This window comes from Flavobacterium sp. CF136, assembly GCF_000282055.1.
In the GTDB taxonomy this organism is placed as follows: Bacteria; Bacteroidota; Bacteroidia; order Flavobacteriales; family Flavobacteriaceae; genus Flavobacterium.
The window spans coordinates 1-19,439 of the sequence record NZ_AKJZ01000033.1; the positions used below are offsets into that span (position 1 = coordinate 1).

10 protein-coding genes are annotated in these 19,439 nt (G+C 33.9%); 3 read left to right on the forward strand and 7 right to left on the reverse strand.

Features of this window, described 5'->3' with window-relative positions; genetic code table 11:
• Positions 1-44 precede the first annotated feature (44 nt).
• Complete coding sequence (locus PMI10_RS11585; RefSeq protein WP_007807974.1) at positions 45-653, reverse strand: RNA polymerase sigma factor; 609 nt, start codon at positions 651-653, stop codon at positions 45-47.
• 1,265 nt (positions 654-1,918) lie between these two features.
• Here PMI10_RS11585 and PMI10_RS11590 point away from each other — a divergent pair.
• Together PMI10_RS11590 and PMI10_RS11595 are read left to right on the forward strand one after the other, a co-directional pair.
• Positions 1,919-3,628, forward strand: coding sequence for a flavin monoamine oxidase family protein (locus PMI10_RS11590; protein WP_007807976.1), 1,710 nt, complete (start codon positions 1,919-1,921; stop codon positions 3,626-3,628).
• Position 3,629: 1 nt separating this feature from the next.
• On the forward strand, positions 3,630-5,390 hold the full coding sequence (locus PMI10_RS11595) for an alpha-keto acid decarboxylase family protein (RefSeq protein WP_007807978.1): 1,761 nt from the start codon (positions 3,630-3,632) through the stop codon (positions 5,388-5,390).
• A gap of 220 nt (positions 5,391-5,610) precedes the next feature.
• Here the strand turns inward: PMI10_RS11595 and PMI10_RS22080 are convergent, their stop codons facing one another.
• On the reverse strand, positions 5,611-5,754 hold the full coding sequence (locus tag PMI10_RS22080) for a hypothetical protein (RefSeq protein ID WP_157489800.1): 144 nt from the start codon (positions 5,752-5,754) through the stop codon (positions 5,611-5,613).
• Positions 5,755-6,248: 494 nt separating this feature from the next.
• On the opposite strand from PMI10_RS22080, the gene PMI10_RS11600 reads away from it, so the two are divergent.
• Positions 6,249-7,166, forward strand: a complete 918-nt coding sequence (locus PMI10_RS11600) for a glycoside hydrolase family 16 protein (RefSeq protein WP_007807985.1) — start codon at positions 6,249-6,251, stop codon at positions 7,164-7,166.
• A 322-nt stretch (positions 7,167-7,488) separates the two neighbouring features.
• Here the strand turns inward: PMI10_RS11600 and PMI10_RS11605 are convergent, their stop codons facing one another.
• The 5 genes from PMI10_RS11605 to PMI10_RS11625 form a co-directional block, all read right to left on the reverse strand.
• Positions 7,489-8,877, reverse strand: coding sequence for an endo-1,4-beta-xylanase (locus tag PMI10_RS11605; RefSeq protein WP_007807987.1), 1,389 nt, complete (start codon positions 8,875-8,877; stop codon positions 7,489-7,491).
• Positions 8,878-9,027: 150 nt separating this feature from the next.
• Positions 9,028-10,131, reverse strand: coding sequence for a hypothetical protein (locus PMI10_RS11610; RefSeq protein ID WP_007807989.1), 1,104 nt, complete (start codon positions 10,129-10,131; stop codon positions 9,028-9,030).
• Positions 10,132-10,141: 10 nt separating this feature from the next.
• Positions 10,142-11,665, reverse strand: coding sequence for a RagB/SusD family nutrient uptake outer membrane protein (locus PMI10_RS11615; RefSeq protein WP_007807992.1), 1,524 nt, complete (start codon positions 11,663-11,665; stop codon positions 10,142-10,144).
• A 56-nt stretch (positions 11,666-11,721) separates the two neighbouring features.
• A complete protein-coding gene (locus PMI10_RS11620) occupies positions 11,722-14,826 on the reverse strand; it encodes a SusC/RagA family TonB-linked outer membrane protein (RefSeq protein WP_007807993.1) in 3,105 nt (1,034 codons plus the stop codon).
• Between the two features lie 450 nt (positions 14,827-15,276).
• Positions 15,277-19,425 (reverse strand): hybrid sensor histidine kinase/response regulator transcription factor, encoded by a 4,149-nt coding sequence (locus PMI10_RS11625; RefSeq protein WP_007807996.1) that lies wholly within the window; start codon positions 19,423-19,425, stop codon positions 15,277-15,279.
• Positions 19,426-19,439: the final 14 nt, after the last annotated feature.

Below are 19,439 nucleotides of genomic sequence, written 5' to 3' on the forward strand. Positions count from 1 at the left end.
TGGTGATTAAGTACTCACCTATTTATATATTTTTTTATTTTTTTTTAAAAAACACTTGAAGACAGCAATGCAATAATCGAAAAACTCCCCTTCCATTCCTTACGAAGAGTAAGTAATCCGCGATGCAAAAGATTCTTTGCTGATTGATAATTAACATCTAACATTTCGGCAATCTCTTCTACCCCCAGCCCTTGGTTATACCTTAAAAATAAAGCCTCTTTTTGACGTGGAGGCAAATCGTTTAATAATTTATTGAGATAGAAAACACTTTCCGCAGTTGCTTCATCATTAATAAGTTCATGCTCCATCGAAAAATCAAAAAGAAATTCAATTGAATCTGTAGTTGTAGTTTTTCTAAAGATATGATCCCGTTCGTACAAACGTGCAATTCTCTTTCGTACACTGGATAATAAATAAGCCTTTACCACATCCGGTTCCTGCAGAGACTCACGATATAACCAAACATCTGCAAATACGTCCTGGACACAATCCTGAACTCTTTCAGGAAAACGACAAAATGAGTTTCCATAATTAATTAAATCACCATAGTACTTTTCAAAAAGCAGAGAAAATGACTTTTCATCGCCTGCTTTAAGTTTATTCCAAAGTTTGTGGTCATCATAGATTTTAATTGTCAGAACTTGGGTCTTCATAAAAAATGTTTTTTAGTAAAAATGTCATTCGATTTTTTAACCATCAGATAAAATGAACATTATTTAAAGAATTTTATATCCTTGTAATTACTATTCTAAATGTGAACTCTAAAAAAAAAATCACTATCAGTTAGTGCAATAAAATATGATTAATGTATTTACAAAGAATAAGAAGGGAGACTATAAAACTCCCACGTTTAAAAAGTAAACTAACTTAAGCTTAAGCATTCCTGTTCAGCTTGTCATACAATAAAAAATTTCATCTGCAAACCTCATTAAAACTTCGTTGTGCTATGGTATCCTTTTGTATCGAAAAGCTATCTAACTTGTTGCAATTACAGTATTTGAATAGTTGTATTGATCAAACCAGTATTTATGGTGCATTTTTTTGTGATGAGGGAAAGAAATATTAATCATAAAAAAAACTTCCAAAATCAAATTAGACTTTGGAAGTTTTTTTTATGCAGGAAAAGTTTACTGTATTTTTAAATGATTAATTTAAAAATATTTAATTCCAACTAATAAAATCGAAAATATGTTCGAATATTTCGGTATATAGAATATATTTAGATTTAAAGTGTGTGCTTAAACTTTGTTATATGTGTGTGTTTTTTTTACTACTTTAATATTGTTAGAAAATATAATTTTTTGAGAGTTACTCTATCGTGTACTGTACCTCGAAATCTATAAACTCCAGTAAAAACTGAGTTATTAATTTCTGTATCGGTAAATAAGACCGTAAAACAACACAAAAACACACTACTAAACAAAACATTAAAACACTATAAATAAGCACTATAGAAACATTTTACAACTTTTTATTAGAATACTTCGGAGGTCTGGGGTTTTAAATTTCTCATTGAATAGTGGAATGATATCTTGTTCCAAAAAAAATATGCAGTTTTCAAATTCATTGATAGATATATAAAGTTGACTATTATTCTTCAAACAAACCTGAAAGGCCTCTAATAAACTTTCTTTCTGAAATAATTATAGCAGAAAGACCATCTCCTAACCATATAATGAAGGTTTGCGATCTTTGATTGGTGTCGCTTTTGGATTATAAATTTAAATTGAGTAAAACAATAAAATAAAGATTGCTGTCATACAAAAAAACAGTGCTTTTGATCTGGAGAATTAAAAATCCTGTATTCTACAATATAAAAACAGGTAGAATTACGCTTAAAAATTTGGATTTTACTGAGTTTATTTGTTAAAGAATTTCATTCGCAAAAAGAATAAATCAATAACTAAACCAGCTGATCATGGAAAACTATTTACACGGCTTACTCGACGAAGACAACGACCCTATTATCCAGCAATACTTAAAGTACATTGACGAGGGAATCCCGCGTACGGATAAATCAAAAGACGTATTAATCATTGGTGCCGGAATGGCCGGAATGGTAGCCGCAGGTCTGTTAAAACAGGCCGGTCATAATGTTACGATAGTCGAATCAAACACCCGTGTTGGTGGCAGAATCAAGACTTTCAGGAATTCTGAAAACAAAAAATATTTTGAAGACGACACTGTTTATGGCGAAGCGGGTGCGATGCGCATCCCGACCATACACCAGATGGTACTCAAATACATTGATAAACTCGGACTCAAAACCGAGCCTTTTTATTATCTGTCTGTCGATAAGGAACAGGCAATCGCACATCAGGCAGACCCCACTAAACCGGAGCCTGATACTACTAGAAATTCTCTTTTCTATGTTAACCGTAAACGTGTTGTACAGAATGAATATATTCGAAAAGATATTGATGTAAACGAATTACTGGACTTTAATCTGGGCAAAAGTGAAAACAAGCATGCCAGCGATTTAATGGACAATATCATTAATCCGCTTAAGGCTTTTATTGCAGAAAATCCTGAGAAAAACTGGCCTTTGCTGATTGAGCGCTATGGAGAATATTCGATGCGTCGTTTCTTAAAAGAAAACTCGATGTATTCAGAGAATGCCATCGAGATGATTGGAGTCCTGCAAAATCTGGAGTCCAGGATGTCTTATGATTTTATTCAGAGTTTTATTGAGCAAAATATTATCAAGGATACTACCCGGTTTATGGAAATTGTGGGCGGAAGCGACATGCTGCCAAATGCATTCTTTAAAGCTCATAGTCTCGAAGAAAACACCTATTTTGATTGCAGGATGACCAAAATGATGCTCATTAACAACAAGGTAAAAATAGAAGTGGATATTGAAGTGCAGCGTGACTTTCAGTTTTATGAAGACGCAGGATTCAAAGCATTAAAAACACCTGTTGGTGATCTGGAATTTGATGAAGTGATTGTCACCATACCCTTTTCGGCATTAAGACATGTGTACGTAACACCACAATTCAAGCAGCTTAAACGAAAAGCAATCCGGGAACTGCACTACGATTCTGCTACTAAAATATTGTTGGAATTTCGTGAGAAATGGTGGCAGGAAGCACCTTATAATATTGTTGGCGGCGGTACAATTACTGATTTTTCGAACCGTTTCACCTATTATCCGAGCAATGATTTGGGAAGTAAAGGACATGGTGTCGTGCTGGCATCTTATTGCTGGTCTGACGAAGCAAGCCGCTGGGATTCTATGGATGACGACGACAGGTATTTTTATGCGCTTAAAAACCTGGCCATCATGCACTCCGATAACGAGAAGGAACAGCAGCGCATTATCGACCTTGCCGTAATTACCTCGAGCATCAAGGACCGTAAAGACAAAGCCGGAAAATTAATCGGTGCCGCAACACAAAGCTGGATGCGCGACCCGTATGCTTATGGTGAAGCGGCAATATTTAATCCGGGACAGTTACACTTATTGCAGCGTCATATCATCTCAACCGAATGGAATGGAAAAGCACATTTTGCCGGAGAGCATACTTCCCTGAAACATGCCTGGATTGAAGGCGCCATCGAGTCCGGAATCCGCACCGCACTCGAAGTCAACGAAAATACTGGTAACCTGAATAACCCAATTTAAGATGTCACAGAAAAAAATCTCCGTTGCAAAGTACCTGCAAATACGCCTGGAACAATTAGGACTCACGCATTTATTTGGAATTGCGGGCAATTATACCGCGCCGTTTTTAAATACGATTCACGAAGACAAAAATGCAAAAATTAAAATCGTTAACGACACAAATGAAATAAACGCCGGGCATTGCACTGATGCCTATGCACGTCTAAACGGTTTCGCTGCAGTAGCGGTAACGTATGGCGTGGGAGCATTTACACTGCTCAATTCGGTTGCAGGTTCTTATGTAGAGCACTGTCCCGTGCTTGTCATTAATGGGGCTCCGACCAACAAAGACCAGCAACGAAGCCTCGTTCAGGGTATGCTGGCATCACATATGACAGGTGATATGTACAGTAACATCAATGTATTCCGAAATGTTACCGTTGCGGCAGAACAAATAACAGGTTCATCAGATGCTCCTTATAAAATTGATGCAGTGCTGAATGCCTGTATTTTATATGGAAGACCGGTTTATCTTGAGGTTTTTGAAGATGTATGGCGAATGGAATGCAATCCCCCTGTCACTCCATTGGCAGAAAGAGAGGCATCTAAATGTCAAACAAGTGCACGCAAGGCTGCCCAAAGAGTAGCTGCAATGGCACGCGGAAAAGAAATTATTTTCTGGGGCGGCATTGAGGTCCAGCGCTACGGTATTCAAAAGGAATTCCTGGATCTGATCGAAAGTACCGATACAGAATTTGTGACCTCTATACTCGGGAAATCAATCGTATCCGAAAACCATCCTAAGTTCAAAGGTGTTTTTAATGGCAAGGCATCGCCAAAAGATGTCAAGGAACAATTCGAAAAAGCCCAGCTAAAAATTGGCCTTGGCGTATGGACCACCGGCAAAAACCTGGGTGGTTTTGATGTCTGGAAAGAAGATACTGTACTTGCCAATCACAGCGGTGTAAGGATTGGTGCTTCTTATATGGCCAATGTATCGCTAAGAGATTTTATGATATTCCTGAAAGACGAACTTACCAAAGTTACATTTAGTGCTTACGAAATGTATGATGCAAAGAAGCTGCCTGAATCATTTTTTGTGGCTGATGACAGAATAATTAAAAAAGGGAAACCGGCGCTTACTTATGATACATTTTTCAAGCGAATCAATGATTTTATAGATGAGAGGCATATAGTGGTTGCCGATGCAGGTTTTCCTTTATTGGGTGCCCAGGGCATCCGTATTGCAGAACCTAACGGATTCATAGCACAGGCATCATGGCTTTCGATAGGTTATTCTGTTCCTGCAGCAACCGGAATAAAATGTGCCAGACCTAATAAAAGACCGGTAGTATTTGTTGGGGACGGTGCTTTTCAGGAAACCTGTCAGGCCATATCTACACAGAATAAACTGAAACACGACACCATTGTTTTTGTTTTAGATAATGGTATTTATGGTATTGAACAAATGCTTGTTAATCCAAATCCGTTTCGTGGTGCTGACAAGGTAAAATATAGCGTTCCTGATTTAAACAACGTTTATGATTACAACGAAATGCACCGTTGGAAATATGCGAAACTTGTTGATGTATTTGGAGGCAAAGGTTTTGAAGTCAGCAGTATCGACGAACTCGAGGAGGTTTTGAGACAGCTTGACAGCATTAAGGAAAATACCATTGTACATGTAAACATACCTAAGACATCTATTCCGGAAGCAATTGCTTATAAGACGGAGGAGCCTGGCGAGGATGAATTTCTGGACAAAAACTGGAGTTTATGTTAGATTTAAAATGGGTTAATTTTTAAAACATTCCGTCAGGATAAACAAAAAAGCCGTCTCAGTTCTAATTCCTGAGATGGCTCTTTTAATAAATCTGTGTTTACTTATTTTTTACTTTATTATTTTTATACCTTTTTCTCATTGCCCTTTGCCAATGTAAACTCCGCTCATAGCTTAATTGCTTTTTGTGCGCTTTGATATTCTTTTTCATCATCCATGAATTTTATTTTTGCACAAGGTCAATCCAGGAATCTAAAGGTTCCGGAATCAATGGTTTCTGAGTGAGGAATATTTTTTCAGGTTTAGGTAAAACATTTCCGTCTCGTAATACTGTAGTTCTGGTAACTACAAATCCTTTTTTGTTCACCTTTTGCCATTCTTCCGGGGAATTAACAGCCTAGTGAATCAAAATTTTGTCTTTCTGGACTTTGGCGTTGACCATGACTGCAGCCTGTTTTTTTGTAAAAATCCCAGTGAGATAGATAAAAAAAGTAAAAAAGGAGTCTAATTAAATTTTCAAGTAATGTTTAATAAATTTATAATTAGCTTAATTAGACATTCTCCAATCGGAAATAAAATTTGAGCATTTTTTGTGGTTTGTGCATTCAAGTATATAACTATCAAAAATGGTATCTATTATACATCATTTGTCTTATCAATTGCTTCAAATACGGCATTAGGATTTTTAATATTAAACTAATTTTATCAAAACCATTTTACTTTAATACAACATCTTATTTTATTGATAAATAGTATTTTATGTTTGTTTTCAGAAATAATCCTGACTTAGAGTAGAATTTTCACCTGTAAAAACTGCTTCAATTAACACTTTACTATAAATTAACCACTAAAAGAAAAATTATGAAAAAATTAAGTTTGATCTCATTACTGCTAACCTGTTCCTTAGGATTTACCTATTGCTCAGATAATCCTGATACTGTAGCAGAAAATCAATTGAAAACTGAAGGTAAAAGCAATACAGGTAAATATGCAGCTGCTCCCTGGGTGAAACAATTTGAAGATACATTTGATGTAGGCTCTAATCTCTCACAATGGACAAAAGAACAGCGAGCAGATTATAATTCCTGGTACTGTGACTATCATAGCTCAGTTCCTACCACACAATGGCGTGATGGAAAACAATGTTTGGAAATTAAGACTACAAAATTAAGCACATACAAATATCAATCTGGTTTCATTACTTCCAATTACCAATACAAACCGGAAAATAATACAGAGTACATGCTATCAGCTAATATTAAGTTAATAGCGATGGACGGTGGAACTTACAAATCTTTTACAGACACTTACGGTGCCTGGCCAGCGTTTTGGTCCGTGCAGGGAAATGCCTGGCCGACAAAAGGGGAGATCGATATCATGGAAGGTTATTCTTTTGCGCCTAATTCAAGTCGTTTTACATCCAATATTTTTTATGGAACTTCTGCGGGAAATAATTTATTAGGAAACTCAGCTGAAAGAAACTATACAGGTAATTTTAGCATAAACGGAAATAACGGATGGCATTTGTATGAATCTTTTTGGAAAATGAAAAACAATGTAGTAACCGTAACCATAAAGGTTGATAATGTAACTGTTGCAACATACACTAACAGTAGCGCAGCCAATCTTAATTTTAATAATTTCGGAACGCATTCTGTTATTTTTAATATGAACGTCGGGTCAAAAGACTCTAATTTTATAGACCCAAATAAAATAAATTTATTTACCAGTGTAATGATGTGGGTTGATGATGTAACGGTTTATAAAAGACCAATTTGATATAATATAAAGCTAATTTTAGAATAATAATATTCCGGTATAAAGTAATGAAGCGACTTTATACCGGAATATTATTTATAACTAAATTGGATATTTTCGGAATAATGACGCTATTGAATGATAAGGAATTCAAATAGAATGAAATATAAAATCGAAATAGAACAATAGGTTTTGCTTTTTAAATGAAACATAAAGAAGTCTGTAAAATTAGATTTTACAGACTTCTTATAACCCTGATAGTATAATTCTTAACCCTTTTTATGTTTAATCTTTATCATAAATAATCCGTTTTTAAGACATCCTACTTAGAAGATGTTTAAATTTAATCCAAACCTTCTAAGAATCCTGTATGCGAACTTTTGACAGCAAAATTTGAATCATACAGTAATGGCCAATCATTTCCTGTGTGGTTCAGTTCGGTACTGTATGGAATCCAAGAGTCATTATCCCTCATTCCCCAAATGGTTAAGGCATATTTATTTGCTGCAGGAAGAGCATTATATAGTTGCACCATCTCTTTGTATTTTTCTTTCTGTGCTAACCTTCTTTCATTTGTAAAAGTAGAGATATCATTAGATGGATTCACTTGTATATCTAACTCTGAAACGTGAATTTTTAAACCTTTTGCCACAGCTCTGTTAATATCAGTTTCTATTTGAGCTTTGGTTGGAGTTAAATACTTATTATGCATTTGGAAACCAAGGCCATCAATAAGATTACCAGCTTTTAAATCATCTACAATGCTAAAAACTTTGTCTTGTTTTGCCATATTTGTTGAAGTAGCATAATCATTATAAAACAATAATAAGTTTGTGTCGCCTGCTGCATTTGCGGCATTTCTTGCCCATTGAAAACAATCTTTTATATAGTTAGGTCCCATTCGATTAAGAAAAAGAGTATTTCTCATACTACCATTGTCATCTACTGCTTCATTAACCACATCCCAGGATTTTACTTTTCCTGCATAATGGGTAACAACAGCAGTAATGTATTTTTTTACTTCCAACGCAAATTCGGCATCAGTCCCGGAAAAATCTTTTAACCATGCAGGTACCGCATTATGCCATACCAGAGCATGGCCATGAACATTGATACCATTTGAATTTCCGTAAGTAACAATTTTATCAGCAGCTGTCCAGTTGTAAACACCGCTTGCAGTAGAAATTGGATCCATTTTCATTTCGTATTCGGCAGAAATACTACTAAATTCATTTTTCAAAATTATATCATAAGGGCTTCCGCCGGTTAATTGCGAGGCCTTTACTGCCATGCCTACAAAAAATGGGTTTGCTAATTTATTCGTTTTTACCTTTAAAAAAGTAGGGTCTTCAGGAATACCACTAGAACCTGTAGTTACAACACTAATAACATTTGAATAATCTGAAATTTGTGTTTCATTTTTGGCTCTGACTCTGTAATAATACTGCGTCCCTCCTGTTAAACCAACTACAACTTCGTTTAAATCAGTAACCTCTTTTGCATTGTAATTGGGCACAAATGCTGCAAAATTTTCGGTGGTAGAAACATCCAAAAGATAGCTTTTCGATTGGGAAACATAATTCCATTTAGCTTTAAAGCCATTATCATTCACCTCTTTTGGTGCGTTTGCAACAGGTGTTTCTAAATTAGCAGCAGCTTCGTTGCCATCTTTAGAGCAGGCATTTAAAAAAAAGACAAAGCTGGTCAGCATTAGTAAAAATTTAATTTTCATACTGTTTTTTTATTATAGAATATTCTTTTTGTAATGTAAATACTCTTATTTATAGTTTCTGTTATATTATTTATGGCTTATATAACTTCCGAAAAAAGCTGCTTTTGATTACAATCTTTTTTCGGAAGCTAAAAATTAAAATACAATCAATTATTGGTATCGAATCTTAATGTTATCAAATTTTATTACACTAGGGTTAGGTGTATCCCCTTGGGCGATTCCTACCTTAATTTCATTAATTTTAGAAACATTCAGCATAGTAGCCGGATTCGATCCATAACCATAATTATCTTTAAAATCAGCTAATGATATTGTCTTTGTAGCCCAATTCACATTGGTTATTTTAAAATTATAGCCATAGTTTATGCCATCAATAGTATTTAATTGAATAGCAAATTGAGCACCAACAACATTAGCACTTACATCAATATCCAGAAAAGCTCTTGTTGCGTCAGTATTAGATACACTTAGAAAATTAGTTCCGCCTCCACCACTGCTTCCGTTATAACCATTGGCAGTTGACCCCGACCATACAAATGTTGCATAATTGCCTGTTGGACCACCTGTACTATTTGTGTTAAAAGTATTGACATCACCATAAGCACTCCAATCTTTTCTAAGACCAGCTCCGTCAAAATCAACTACAAGAATTAATGTAGCAAACTCTATTGTTTTTTTTGCTGTACCTCCCGGTGTAGTGATTACTAACTCTGATCCGGAAACTGCATCTGCAGGTAAACCGATAATAATTGAAGAAGATGAATTTACAGAATAACTGATTGCTTTTCCTCCTAACGTTATCGAAGAAACGTTATAAAACCAGGTACCTTGAATTTCCAACGGAAACCCCGGAGTTGCTACAGCCGGAATTGTTTTTACAATAGTCGGAACAGGCTGTAAAATCTCAATATCTTTAGTGACCGATCCGGTTGCAGTTACAAATGTAATCGGTTGTACGCCAAATCTGCTTCCTAGTTTTTCATCAAACGGAATAGTAAAAATAAACGCTTTGTCTGAATTATAGTTTGGATTGAAACTGACATCAATTTTATTATCCAGCGTAATTTTTTTTAATCCTGTTAAACCTTCACCTTCGACTCTGACTTTATTTTGTGGAAAAGCCTGATTAAGTAAATCTCCCGGTTCAGCAACCATTGCATCTACATTTGCAGTAACCATATCGTCATTTTGGCAAGCTGTAAAAGAAGTCAGGGCCAAAAGAATTATAATGCTATATTTAATTTTATTGATCATAATATAAAAGTTAATTAAAGTTAAAAGGAACCGGTGCTTCTAATAATGACGGATTAGTATCAATAGCTGATTGCGGTAATGGCAACTCAAAATAATTGGTTCCCGGAGTAATCTTTCTGGAAACCAGTATCGTTCTTGCATCATCAGAATAAAAACCGACTTCCTGCTGCGAAATAATTGCTGTTGCTTCAGCCAAACCACGGCGTTTTAAATCAAAGAAATACTGTCCTTCCAGTGCAAACTCAATTCTTCTTTCATTAAACAAATCGTCTCTTGTAAGTACTGTTTTAATTGGTAATCCTGCTCTCAGCCTCACTTCGTTGTAGGAGCTTAAAGCAGCTCCGGAAGTTGTAGAACCGGCTCCGGCTAAAATTGCCTCGGAGTTCATTAATAAAACATCAGAATATCTTAATATAATTGTGTTTTGTGATGTTCTCATAAAAAACACATCGTTTCTTTCGGCTGCAGAACCCACTATATATTTTCTGAAATTAGCAGCAGTAGAAGAATATATTTTTTTATAAGTGAAACCACCTTGATTTTTTAATAATTCAGGATAAAAGTCGCCATCAGTCATGATCGTACTCTTTTTTCTGGTATCTTTTTGTTCAAATCCAGCTTGTAATGAGATAGAGGGAAGATAAACTCCCCAACCGTCACCACCGCCAGTTATTCCTGTACCTCCGGGAACGATATAGGCCTGATTTGTATTTTGTGTTCCCCATTCTGTAGCAATAGCTTTCCATTGCAGGGCAAACATACTTTCATTGCTGTTATTGTTTTCCGGACTGCTAAACAAGTTTCCGTAATCCTGAATTAAAGTATATTGCTTTCCGATAATTTGCTGGGTTAAACTGGCACATTCTGCATATTCATTTAACGTTAAATGTACTTTTGCAAGAATACCCATGGCTACTGTTTTATTAACATATCCTTTCTTTGCTGAAGTTTCAGGCAAATTTTCGATGGCATATTCTAAATCCAGTTTTATAAATTTATAAACATCTGAAACAATATTTCTTTTTGGCTGTGCTGCAGAACCTGCTTTACTAATGATAGGCACAGCTCCAAAAGTTCTTACCAGATAGAAATAAGCATTTGCCCTCATGAATCTTGATATTGCAATAGCATTTTTATAGGATGCTTCAGGCAATTCGCTTTTTCTCTCTTCAACTAAACTCATTAAATTATTGGACTGATCAATAACCGAAAACAACGAAACATATCCTTCCGTTAAGATTGGGTTTTGTGAGGTTACCTGTGCATCTTTAAATTGCGCATAGGCACCATCAAATGTAAAAGCGTTGCCGGCGTACATATCTCCTACAGCAATTAGGAATTTATCGTTAAAAGTAAACCAGGGCTTGAAGTACAAACTCTCTGCAATTCCGTCAAAAGCAGTAATTCCTTCCGGTAAATCGCCTGGTGTTAATTGATTTTCAGATGGTGCATTCAAAAATTCATCTGAACAGGAAAATAGAGACAGCAATGGTATAAGCATTCCCATCATAAAAAATTTAAAAAGTTTTTTCATAACTAGTATTTTTTGTTAACGATTATGAATCATTAAGTTAAATGTGTTTTCTAATTTTAGAATTCTAAATTCATCCCTACCGAAGTCGTTCTTGGCACAGGGTAGCGCCCTAAATCGATACCACTCAGGGTTATATTTTGATCTAAATTTCCTAAAGCAGGATCGAATCCGGAATATTTTGTAAATGTGTATAAGTTTTGAACATTTACATATAATCTAATTTTAGAAAAAATAGATTTTTCGAATATACTGGCTGGTAAATCATAGCTCAAAGAAACATTTTGGATTCTTAAATAAGAACCATCTTCAACAAATCGATTCGAAATTCGACCATTACCATTTGGATCATTAAGTGTAATTCTTGGCACATCAGTATTTTCGTTTACTCCTGTTTCAAAGGCATTTAAGGCCTGAGTACTTACATTTGCAAATCGATCTCCAAATCCCGGGTAAATACCATCAGTGTAATGACGCGTAAAATTGTAGATTTCGTTACCCTGACTTCCAGTTAAAACAACTGATAAACTGATGTTTTTGTATTTAAAGTTATTGGTGAATGCATAAGTAAAATCAGGAATTGCACTTCCTAAAGCTGCCTGATCTTTACTATCAATTTTTCCATCCTTATTTAGATCCTTAAAACGAATATCCCCAACTCCGGTTCCTGTTTCCTGAATTGGGCCTGCTGCTAATTCAGCATCATTTTTAAATAGCCCATCGGTAACATATCCATAAAACTGCCCGACTGGCTGTCCTTCCGTAGTTCTGGTAACAGTATATAAATCAAATTGTACTTTTCCCAATAAAGATTTGCCTGCACCCTGGAAACTAGTCAGCTCATTATTGTATTTTGAAAAAATAATCGTGCTGTCCCATGTAAAATTATCGGTAACAATATTCCTTGTATTCAGTGAAAGCTCGATTCCTTTAGTCACAATTTTACCAGTATTCAGGTAATAGTTAAGAGCACTTTGATTAGATTCATCATTGATTTGTTTTGTCAGGAAATCTGAAGAATTTTTAATATAATAATCAAAATCTAATTTTATTCTGTCATGAAGTAATCCTAATTCAAAACCGGCATTGAAAGACTTAAGTGACTCCCATTTAATATCCGGATTACCTAAATTATCAATTGTTGGAGATACTCCTCCAAATGGAGATGAAATTAACGTTAGAATAGTTTGATATCTGTTTGACGGAATGTTTTGATTTCCTACCGAGCCATATCCTGCTCTAAATTTCAAATAATTTACAGTATTGGATAAAGGCTCAAAGAATTTCTCATTACTGACTGTCCAGCCTCCTGAAAACGAAGGGAAATAACCCCATTTATTATTAGGCCCAAAGTTGGATGAAGCATCTGCCCTTAAAGAAGCTGAAAAAGAATACCTGTCAGAAAAGCTATAATTTAATCTCGAAATATAAGATGCCATAGACCATCTGCCAGAACCATTTCCGTTCAAAGCAGTATCAATATCACCTATATTTAAGTTAGTGAAATCTTTATTTAAAAAAACTCCCGTTCTGTAACCGCTTAAATATTCATAGCGGCTTTCTTGCGCTTCCTGACCTAACAGAAAAGTAAAATTGTGGTTTTCGCTTACTGTTTTATTATAAGTTAAATAATTTTTAATATTCCAATAATAGCTTTGATCCTGTTGTTTGAACGATTTGTTTAAAAGTTCAGACACATTGCCTAAAGTATATTTTGGTACAAAAGCACTGTTTTTTGAGAAGTTCAAATCATATCCTAACTCTGATCTGAAAACCAATCCTTTGATGATAGTAAAATCTGCAAATAAGTTACCATTAATTTTAAATCTTTCGGTAGTTGAATTATTATATTCCGCCAAAGCAATGGGGTTAGTGGCTTCATTTGCAGAAGATCCCAAACCACCAGTTGGACCTGCAAAAGAACCATTCGGAAATCTAACCGGTAATTCCGGAGATTGTCTTAAGGTATTCATGACTAAACCGCCTCTGTCATCGTTTCTCACTACTTGCTGAGATGACTTACTTACGGATAAGTTATTGCCTATCTTTAACCATGATTTAACATTAGAATCTACATTTAGACGCATAGATAATCTGTTGAAATTCGAATTTAAAACAATTCCTTCCTGATCAAAATAATTTAAAGAGGTATAATAGCGTGTTCCTTCTTTTTCGCCGGAGAATGACAACTGATGGTTGTACATCGTAGCTGATCTGAAAAGTTCATCCTGCCAATTTGTTCCCTTACCTAATAAATCAGGCTTTTGATATTGGTAAGGAACAGGCTCACCATTCAATTTGAAAATTTTTGCCTGATATTTGGCATATTGAGGTAAGTTTAAAACATCAACAGAATTTGTTACTTCCTGAGTAGCTAAATATGTTTCATATGTAAGCCTTGATCTTCCTTTTTTTCCTTTTTTGGTTGTAATCAAAACAACACCATTTGCTCCATTTGCTCCATAGATTGCAGTTGCTGATGCGTCTTTTAAAATATCAATCGTTTCGATATCAGAGATATTCAAACCCGCCAAAGCAGAGTTTTTAGTTTGTCCGCTTCCTCCGCCTAATGCGCTAAATGAAAATGAGTCATTATTTTTATCTGCAAAAACCGGAGTTCCGTCAATAACATACAATGGTTCATTACCGTTAATAGAGGTAATTCCCCTAATTTGAACAGAGATACCACCTCCGGGCGTACCTGAATTTTGAGTAACATTTACACCTGCCGCCTTGCCTACAAGAGCCTGATCGATAGAAGTAAAGGGTTTGTCCTGAATTTCAGAAGCCTTAATAGAGGAAACTGCGCCATTAATATCTTTTCTTTTTGAAGTTCCATATCCAATAACGACTACTTCATTCAATTTTTCCAGGTCATTGACCATAGTTACCTGCATTACTGATTTTGTATTTGCCGGCAATAATAAATTTTTATACCCTACATAACTAAAAAGCAGTGTAGCATTTGAGTCAACATTGTTTAAAACAAAACTGCCATCAAAATCGGTGACTGTTCCTTTATTTGTTCCTTGCACTATTACACTAACACCTGGCAAATTTGCCCCGCCCGATGTTACTTTACCTTTAACAGTTTGAGCAAAGAAAAAATTCCCCCACATAAATACTATTAAACACAATAGTTTTTTTAATGTTCTTTTCTGCATAAAATTTGGTTGTTTTAGAGTTTACTTAAATAATTAGTTAATTTTTGGTTTAGAAAATATTTAATAATAAGGTCTGTTACAGTCAATTTTTGAGTGATGACGAAAAAACTATTTCTTAAATATTTCTTAACGAAAGTAAATTCTTGAGGAGTGCCATTATAGAATAGATGAAGCATATTGTGCAACAAATGATGCAAAAAAACTTTCTGACACCCTATAATCATTAAAAAACAATTAAACCATAAAAAAGGGATGCTGAAGTATTGCTTAATTTTTATTAAAAAAAATAATAATTTGTCAAAAAAAAGTAAGAATATTTTTTATATATGGATTTTATTTTAAATCCAGAGCCGCCATTTTGAAAAAATTGACTGACAAAAAAAGAGCTTCGATTTAAATCGAAGCTCTTTTAATTACATTTTTTTCTTAAACAGTTAGTTATTTTAGCGCCTATTTTTTTGTCTTTTTTTCTTGTGTAGGCAGGTGCCCATATTTAATTTTATAGCATTTGGCAAAATAAGAAGGCGAGGTAAACCCAACTTTATAGCTAATTTCATTAATATTATTATTTCCCTGTTCGATCAATTGTTTTGCTTTTTCTAATCGTACATTTCTAATAAACTCATTTACAGAAACACCTGTTAATGTTTTTATTTTTCGATACAACTGACTCCTGCTTAAGAAAATTTTAGAAGAAAGCAACTCTACTGTCAATTGAGATTCACTTATATTCTCATTAATAAAATGCAGGATTTTTTGAATGAAATCATTATCCAGCGAAGTCGTTTTTTCTTTTCCGTTTTTTGTGATTCCGCTATAAAATTTCTTAAACATGATTTGCCTGCTTGTAATAAGCTGTGCCAAACTCGATTTTAAAATATCTAATTCGAATGGTTTACTCAAATACATATCGGCACCGGAATCTATACCTTCTAATCTGTCTTTCACCATTGCTTTTGCCGACAGCATTAATAAAGGGATGTGACTGGTTTTTAAATCTCCTTTTATGTTTTTACATAATTGCAGACCGTCCATTACAGGCATAATAACATCTGTAATGATTAAATCTGGTAATCTCTGAACGGCAAGGTCGTAGCCTTTCTGACCATTCTCAGCTACGATAACCTTGTATGATTTACTTAGTTCATCTTTTAAATAATTTCTTAATTCAGAATTGTCTTCAACAATCAAAACAGTATATGCTTTTGCATTATCAACTCCAGAATTCTCCGTTTCCGGATCCATCAAATCCTCTTCATCATCCTGATCATTAGTAGATTCAGGTAACATTTGATTTTTTTCTATTTTAAAAACCTCATCAACTATTTCTCTTTTCTTATAAAAAGATTTGCCTAAAGGAAACGTTACCGTAAATTTTGTGCCTTGTCCTACCTGACTTTCAACATCAATTTTTCCTTTATGGAGCTCAATAAATTCTTTTACAACCTCTAAACCAATTCCTGTACTGCCATAGTAGTCTTTATTTACATTATCAACCTGATAAAACCTGTCAAAAATTTTACCCAAATCTTTTTTGTGAATTCCGGAACCGGTATCTGTAATTGTTATTGAAAATGAAGGAACTTTATTTCCATTAATTAATAATGAATTATCCGGATCTGATTCATCGATAGAAATAGTAATAAAGCCATTATCCGGAGTGAACTTAAATGCATTTGAAATAATATTAAATATTATTTTTTCTAACATTTTTGGATCTAGCCAGTCTTCCAGTTCATCAAGAGGTGTCTCAAAATTAATAGTTATATTTCGGGCAGAGGCTTCCTCATAAAAATAGCTGATAATTCCTTGTGTAAAAGCTATTACCTCAATTTTCCTGGCGTGCAGAAAAATTTTATTAAATTCTAATTTATTAAAATCCATCAGCTCATTCATCAGTCTGGAAAGCCTGTCCGAACTTTTATGTACGATTTTTAATTTATTATGTATTTCAGGAGATAAGTTTTTAGTCCTCAGAATATCTTCGAGAGGATTAATGATCAGTGTTAACGGTGTTCTAAACTCATGCGAAATATTAGTAAAAAATTGTAATTTTTTATTATTTAATTTCTCTAACTGAATAGTTTTTTCTTTTTCTAAAATTATTGCCTGTCTGGCTTTAAAACGATTTTGATAAATCTTATTGAAATATATAATCAGGAAAACTAAAATAGATATGTATATTAAATACGCCCAAAAAGTTTTCCACCAGGGCGGTAAAATTTTTATTTTCAGTTCTAATGCATTTCCCCAGGATCCATCTGCATTACCGGATTTTACTTTAAATACATAATTCCCGGGTTCGAGATTGGTGTATGTGGCTGTTCTATTATTTCCTGCATAATTCCAATCCTTTTCAAAGCCTTCAAGATAATAGGCATATTGGTTTTTTTTAGGATAATTATAGTTGATTCCAACATATTCGATGGTGAAAACGGATTGTTTATAGTTGAGAATAATTTCTTTAGTTTGCGAAATTACTTTGGTTAAGGGCGACGAATCTTCATTCGGTTTTACCGAACGATTGAATAATTTAAAATCACTGAAATACAGCCTTGGTGCTTTTTCTCCTTTTTTGATTTCGTTAGGATTAAAATAATTTACGCCCTCGTAACTGCCAAAATACAACTCTCCATTTCCATCCTTAAAGACAGCATTATTATTAAAATCGTTATCAATAAGGCCATCATCTTTGTTAAAATTGGTGCTTTTTTTATTTTTAAAATCAAGTTTTGTTAAACCGGATCCACCGCTTATCCATAAAAAACCATTATTATCAGAAATTATAGCACGAACTGATTTTTCTTTAAAACCCGGAAAATCATTATAATTTGAAAACTGCTTATTTTTTTTGCTGTAACTAAACAATCCTTCACCATCGGTTCCTATCCATATTGTTTTATCGTTAGACTCATAAATTGATAAAATAGTCTGAATACTGTTATACTTCGTTATGTCTTTGAACATTGCATCCCGCATTTTTGTCACTTTAAAACGGGATTCGTCTTTTAAACTTACCTGATACAGTCCTAAGATAGTTCCTACCCACAAAATATCATCAGAGTCTACAAATACCTTTCGAATAAAAGCTATGTCCAAAGCGTTTTCTGTAAATGGTTTAGAATCACAGTGGACAAATGTATTACTCTTATTATCAAAATAATGGAGTCCTTTTATAAAAGTTCCAATCCAGATTCGCCCTTTTGAATCTTCCGAAAAACTAAAAATCCGATTCGATTTTAATCCGGATGTATTGGCTGTATTATAGTTTATAAACCTGGTAGTTCCATTTTTCAAAAAGTAGATCCCGCGATCCCAGCTTCCTATCCAGATATTTTGCTTACTATCTATAAATATCGTCTGAATATCAACAGCATTTAGACCAGAATAGTAATTTTGATTGTTTTCATTAACGTGAATATAACTTTTATTACTAAGGTTATAAATATCAAGTCCTCCGCCTTCATTGCTTATTAATAAATTACCCTTTTTATCTTTTATAACTGAAGTTACATAGCTGGTCTGCAATGAATTATCATTATTCACGAGTGATTCAAGCGAATTAAATTTGTTATTGGGCTTATCAAACACACCAAGTCCCTTATTAAAATATCCTAACCATAGCCGCTTTTCCTTATCTTCATATAGTGACCAAACGGAATTGGATTTTAAACTGAAATTATTATACTTACTGTGCAGATATTTTTGCAGCACTTGTCCTTTATAATTTACAACCAATAGTCCATCATTTTCGGTACCACAAATTATATAATCCAGATTGCTTTGTATAATAGATAAGATTTTGTTTTTGGTAATAAAATAATTTTCAAATTGGTAATTATCTGTTTCAGGTTTAATTTTTATCAGGCCATTTGAAGTGGTTCCCAGCCATACATATCCGAATTTATCTATAACAAGACTTTCTATATCATCCAATAAGGGTTCTCTTTTAAATTTGTCTTTATAAACCTGCTTAACTTTTCCATTTAAATCAATCTCTAAAAGACCGTAGCTGGTTCCTAAATAAATAATTCCCTGTTTGTTTTTTACTGAACATTTTATTAAAAAATTCGGTCTTTTTAGTAATTTTGACTGAACTAAAGAAGCTTTTAAAGTCTTTATATTAAGCTTGAATAATCCAAAACCATAAGTGCCTAAAATTAAATTGCCGTTATTATCCTGAATAATTGTTTTTACAGTAATTGGCTGATCATAACCTTTTGTAATTACATCCTGAATATTGATTTTAGTAAAATTATCTAAATCTCTATTGTATAAACACAAACCTTCATCCGTACCAATCCATAAATTATTATTGGAATCAATAAAAGTGGTATATATAAAATTGCTGTTTAGTGAACCTGTTTTTTTCTGATCATATCTGTATCCGAAATAATTTACGCCATCATATCGATATAAACCAGCGCCACTTGTGCCCAGCCAAATAAAATCGTTGTTGTCCTGGATAATAGAAGAAATGGCTCTTTTTGAAGTAGTTTCCTGTATGCTTCTAAATTGGTAGTTGTCAAATTTATCCTGAGAAAACAGACAATTAATAAGCAGAAAGTGGCATAAAAGAATATATTTGATGTTTTTCATTTACATTTTAATAA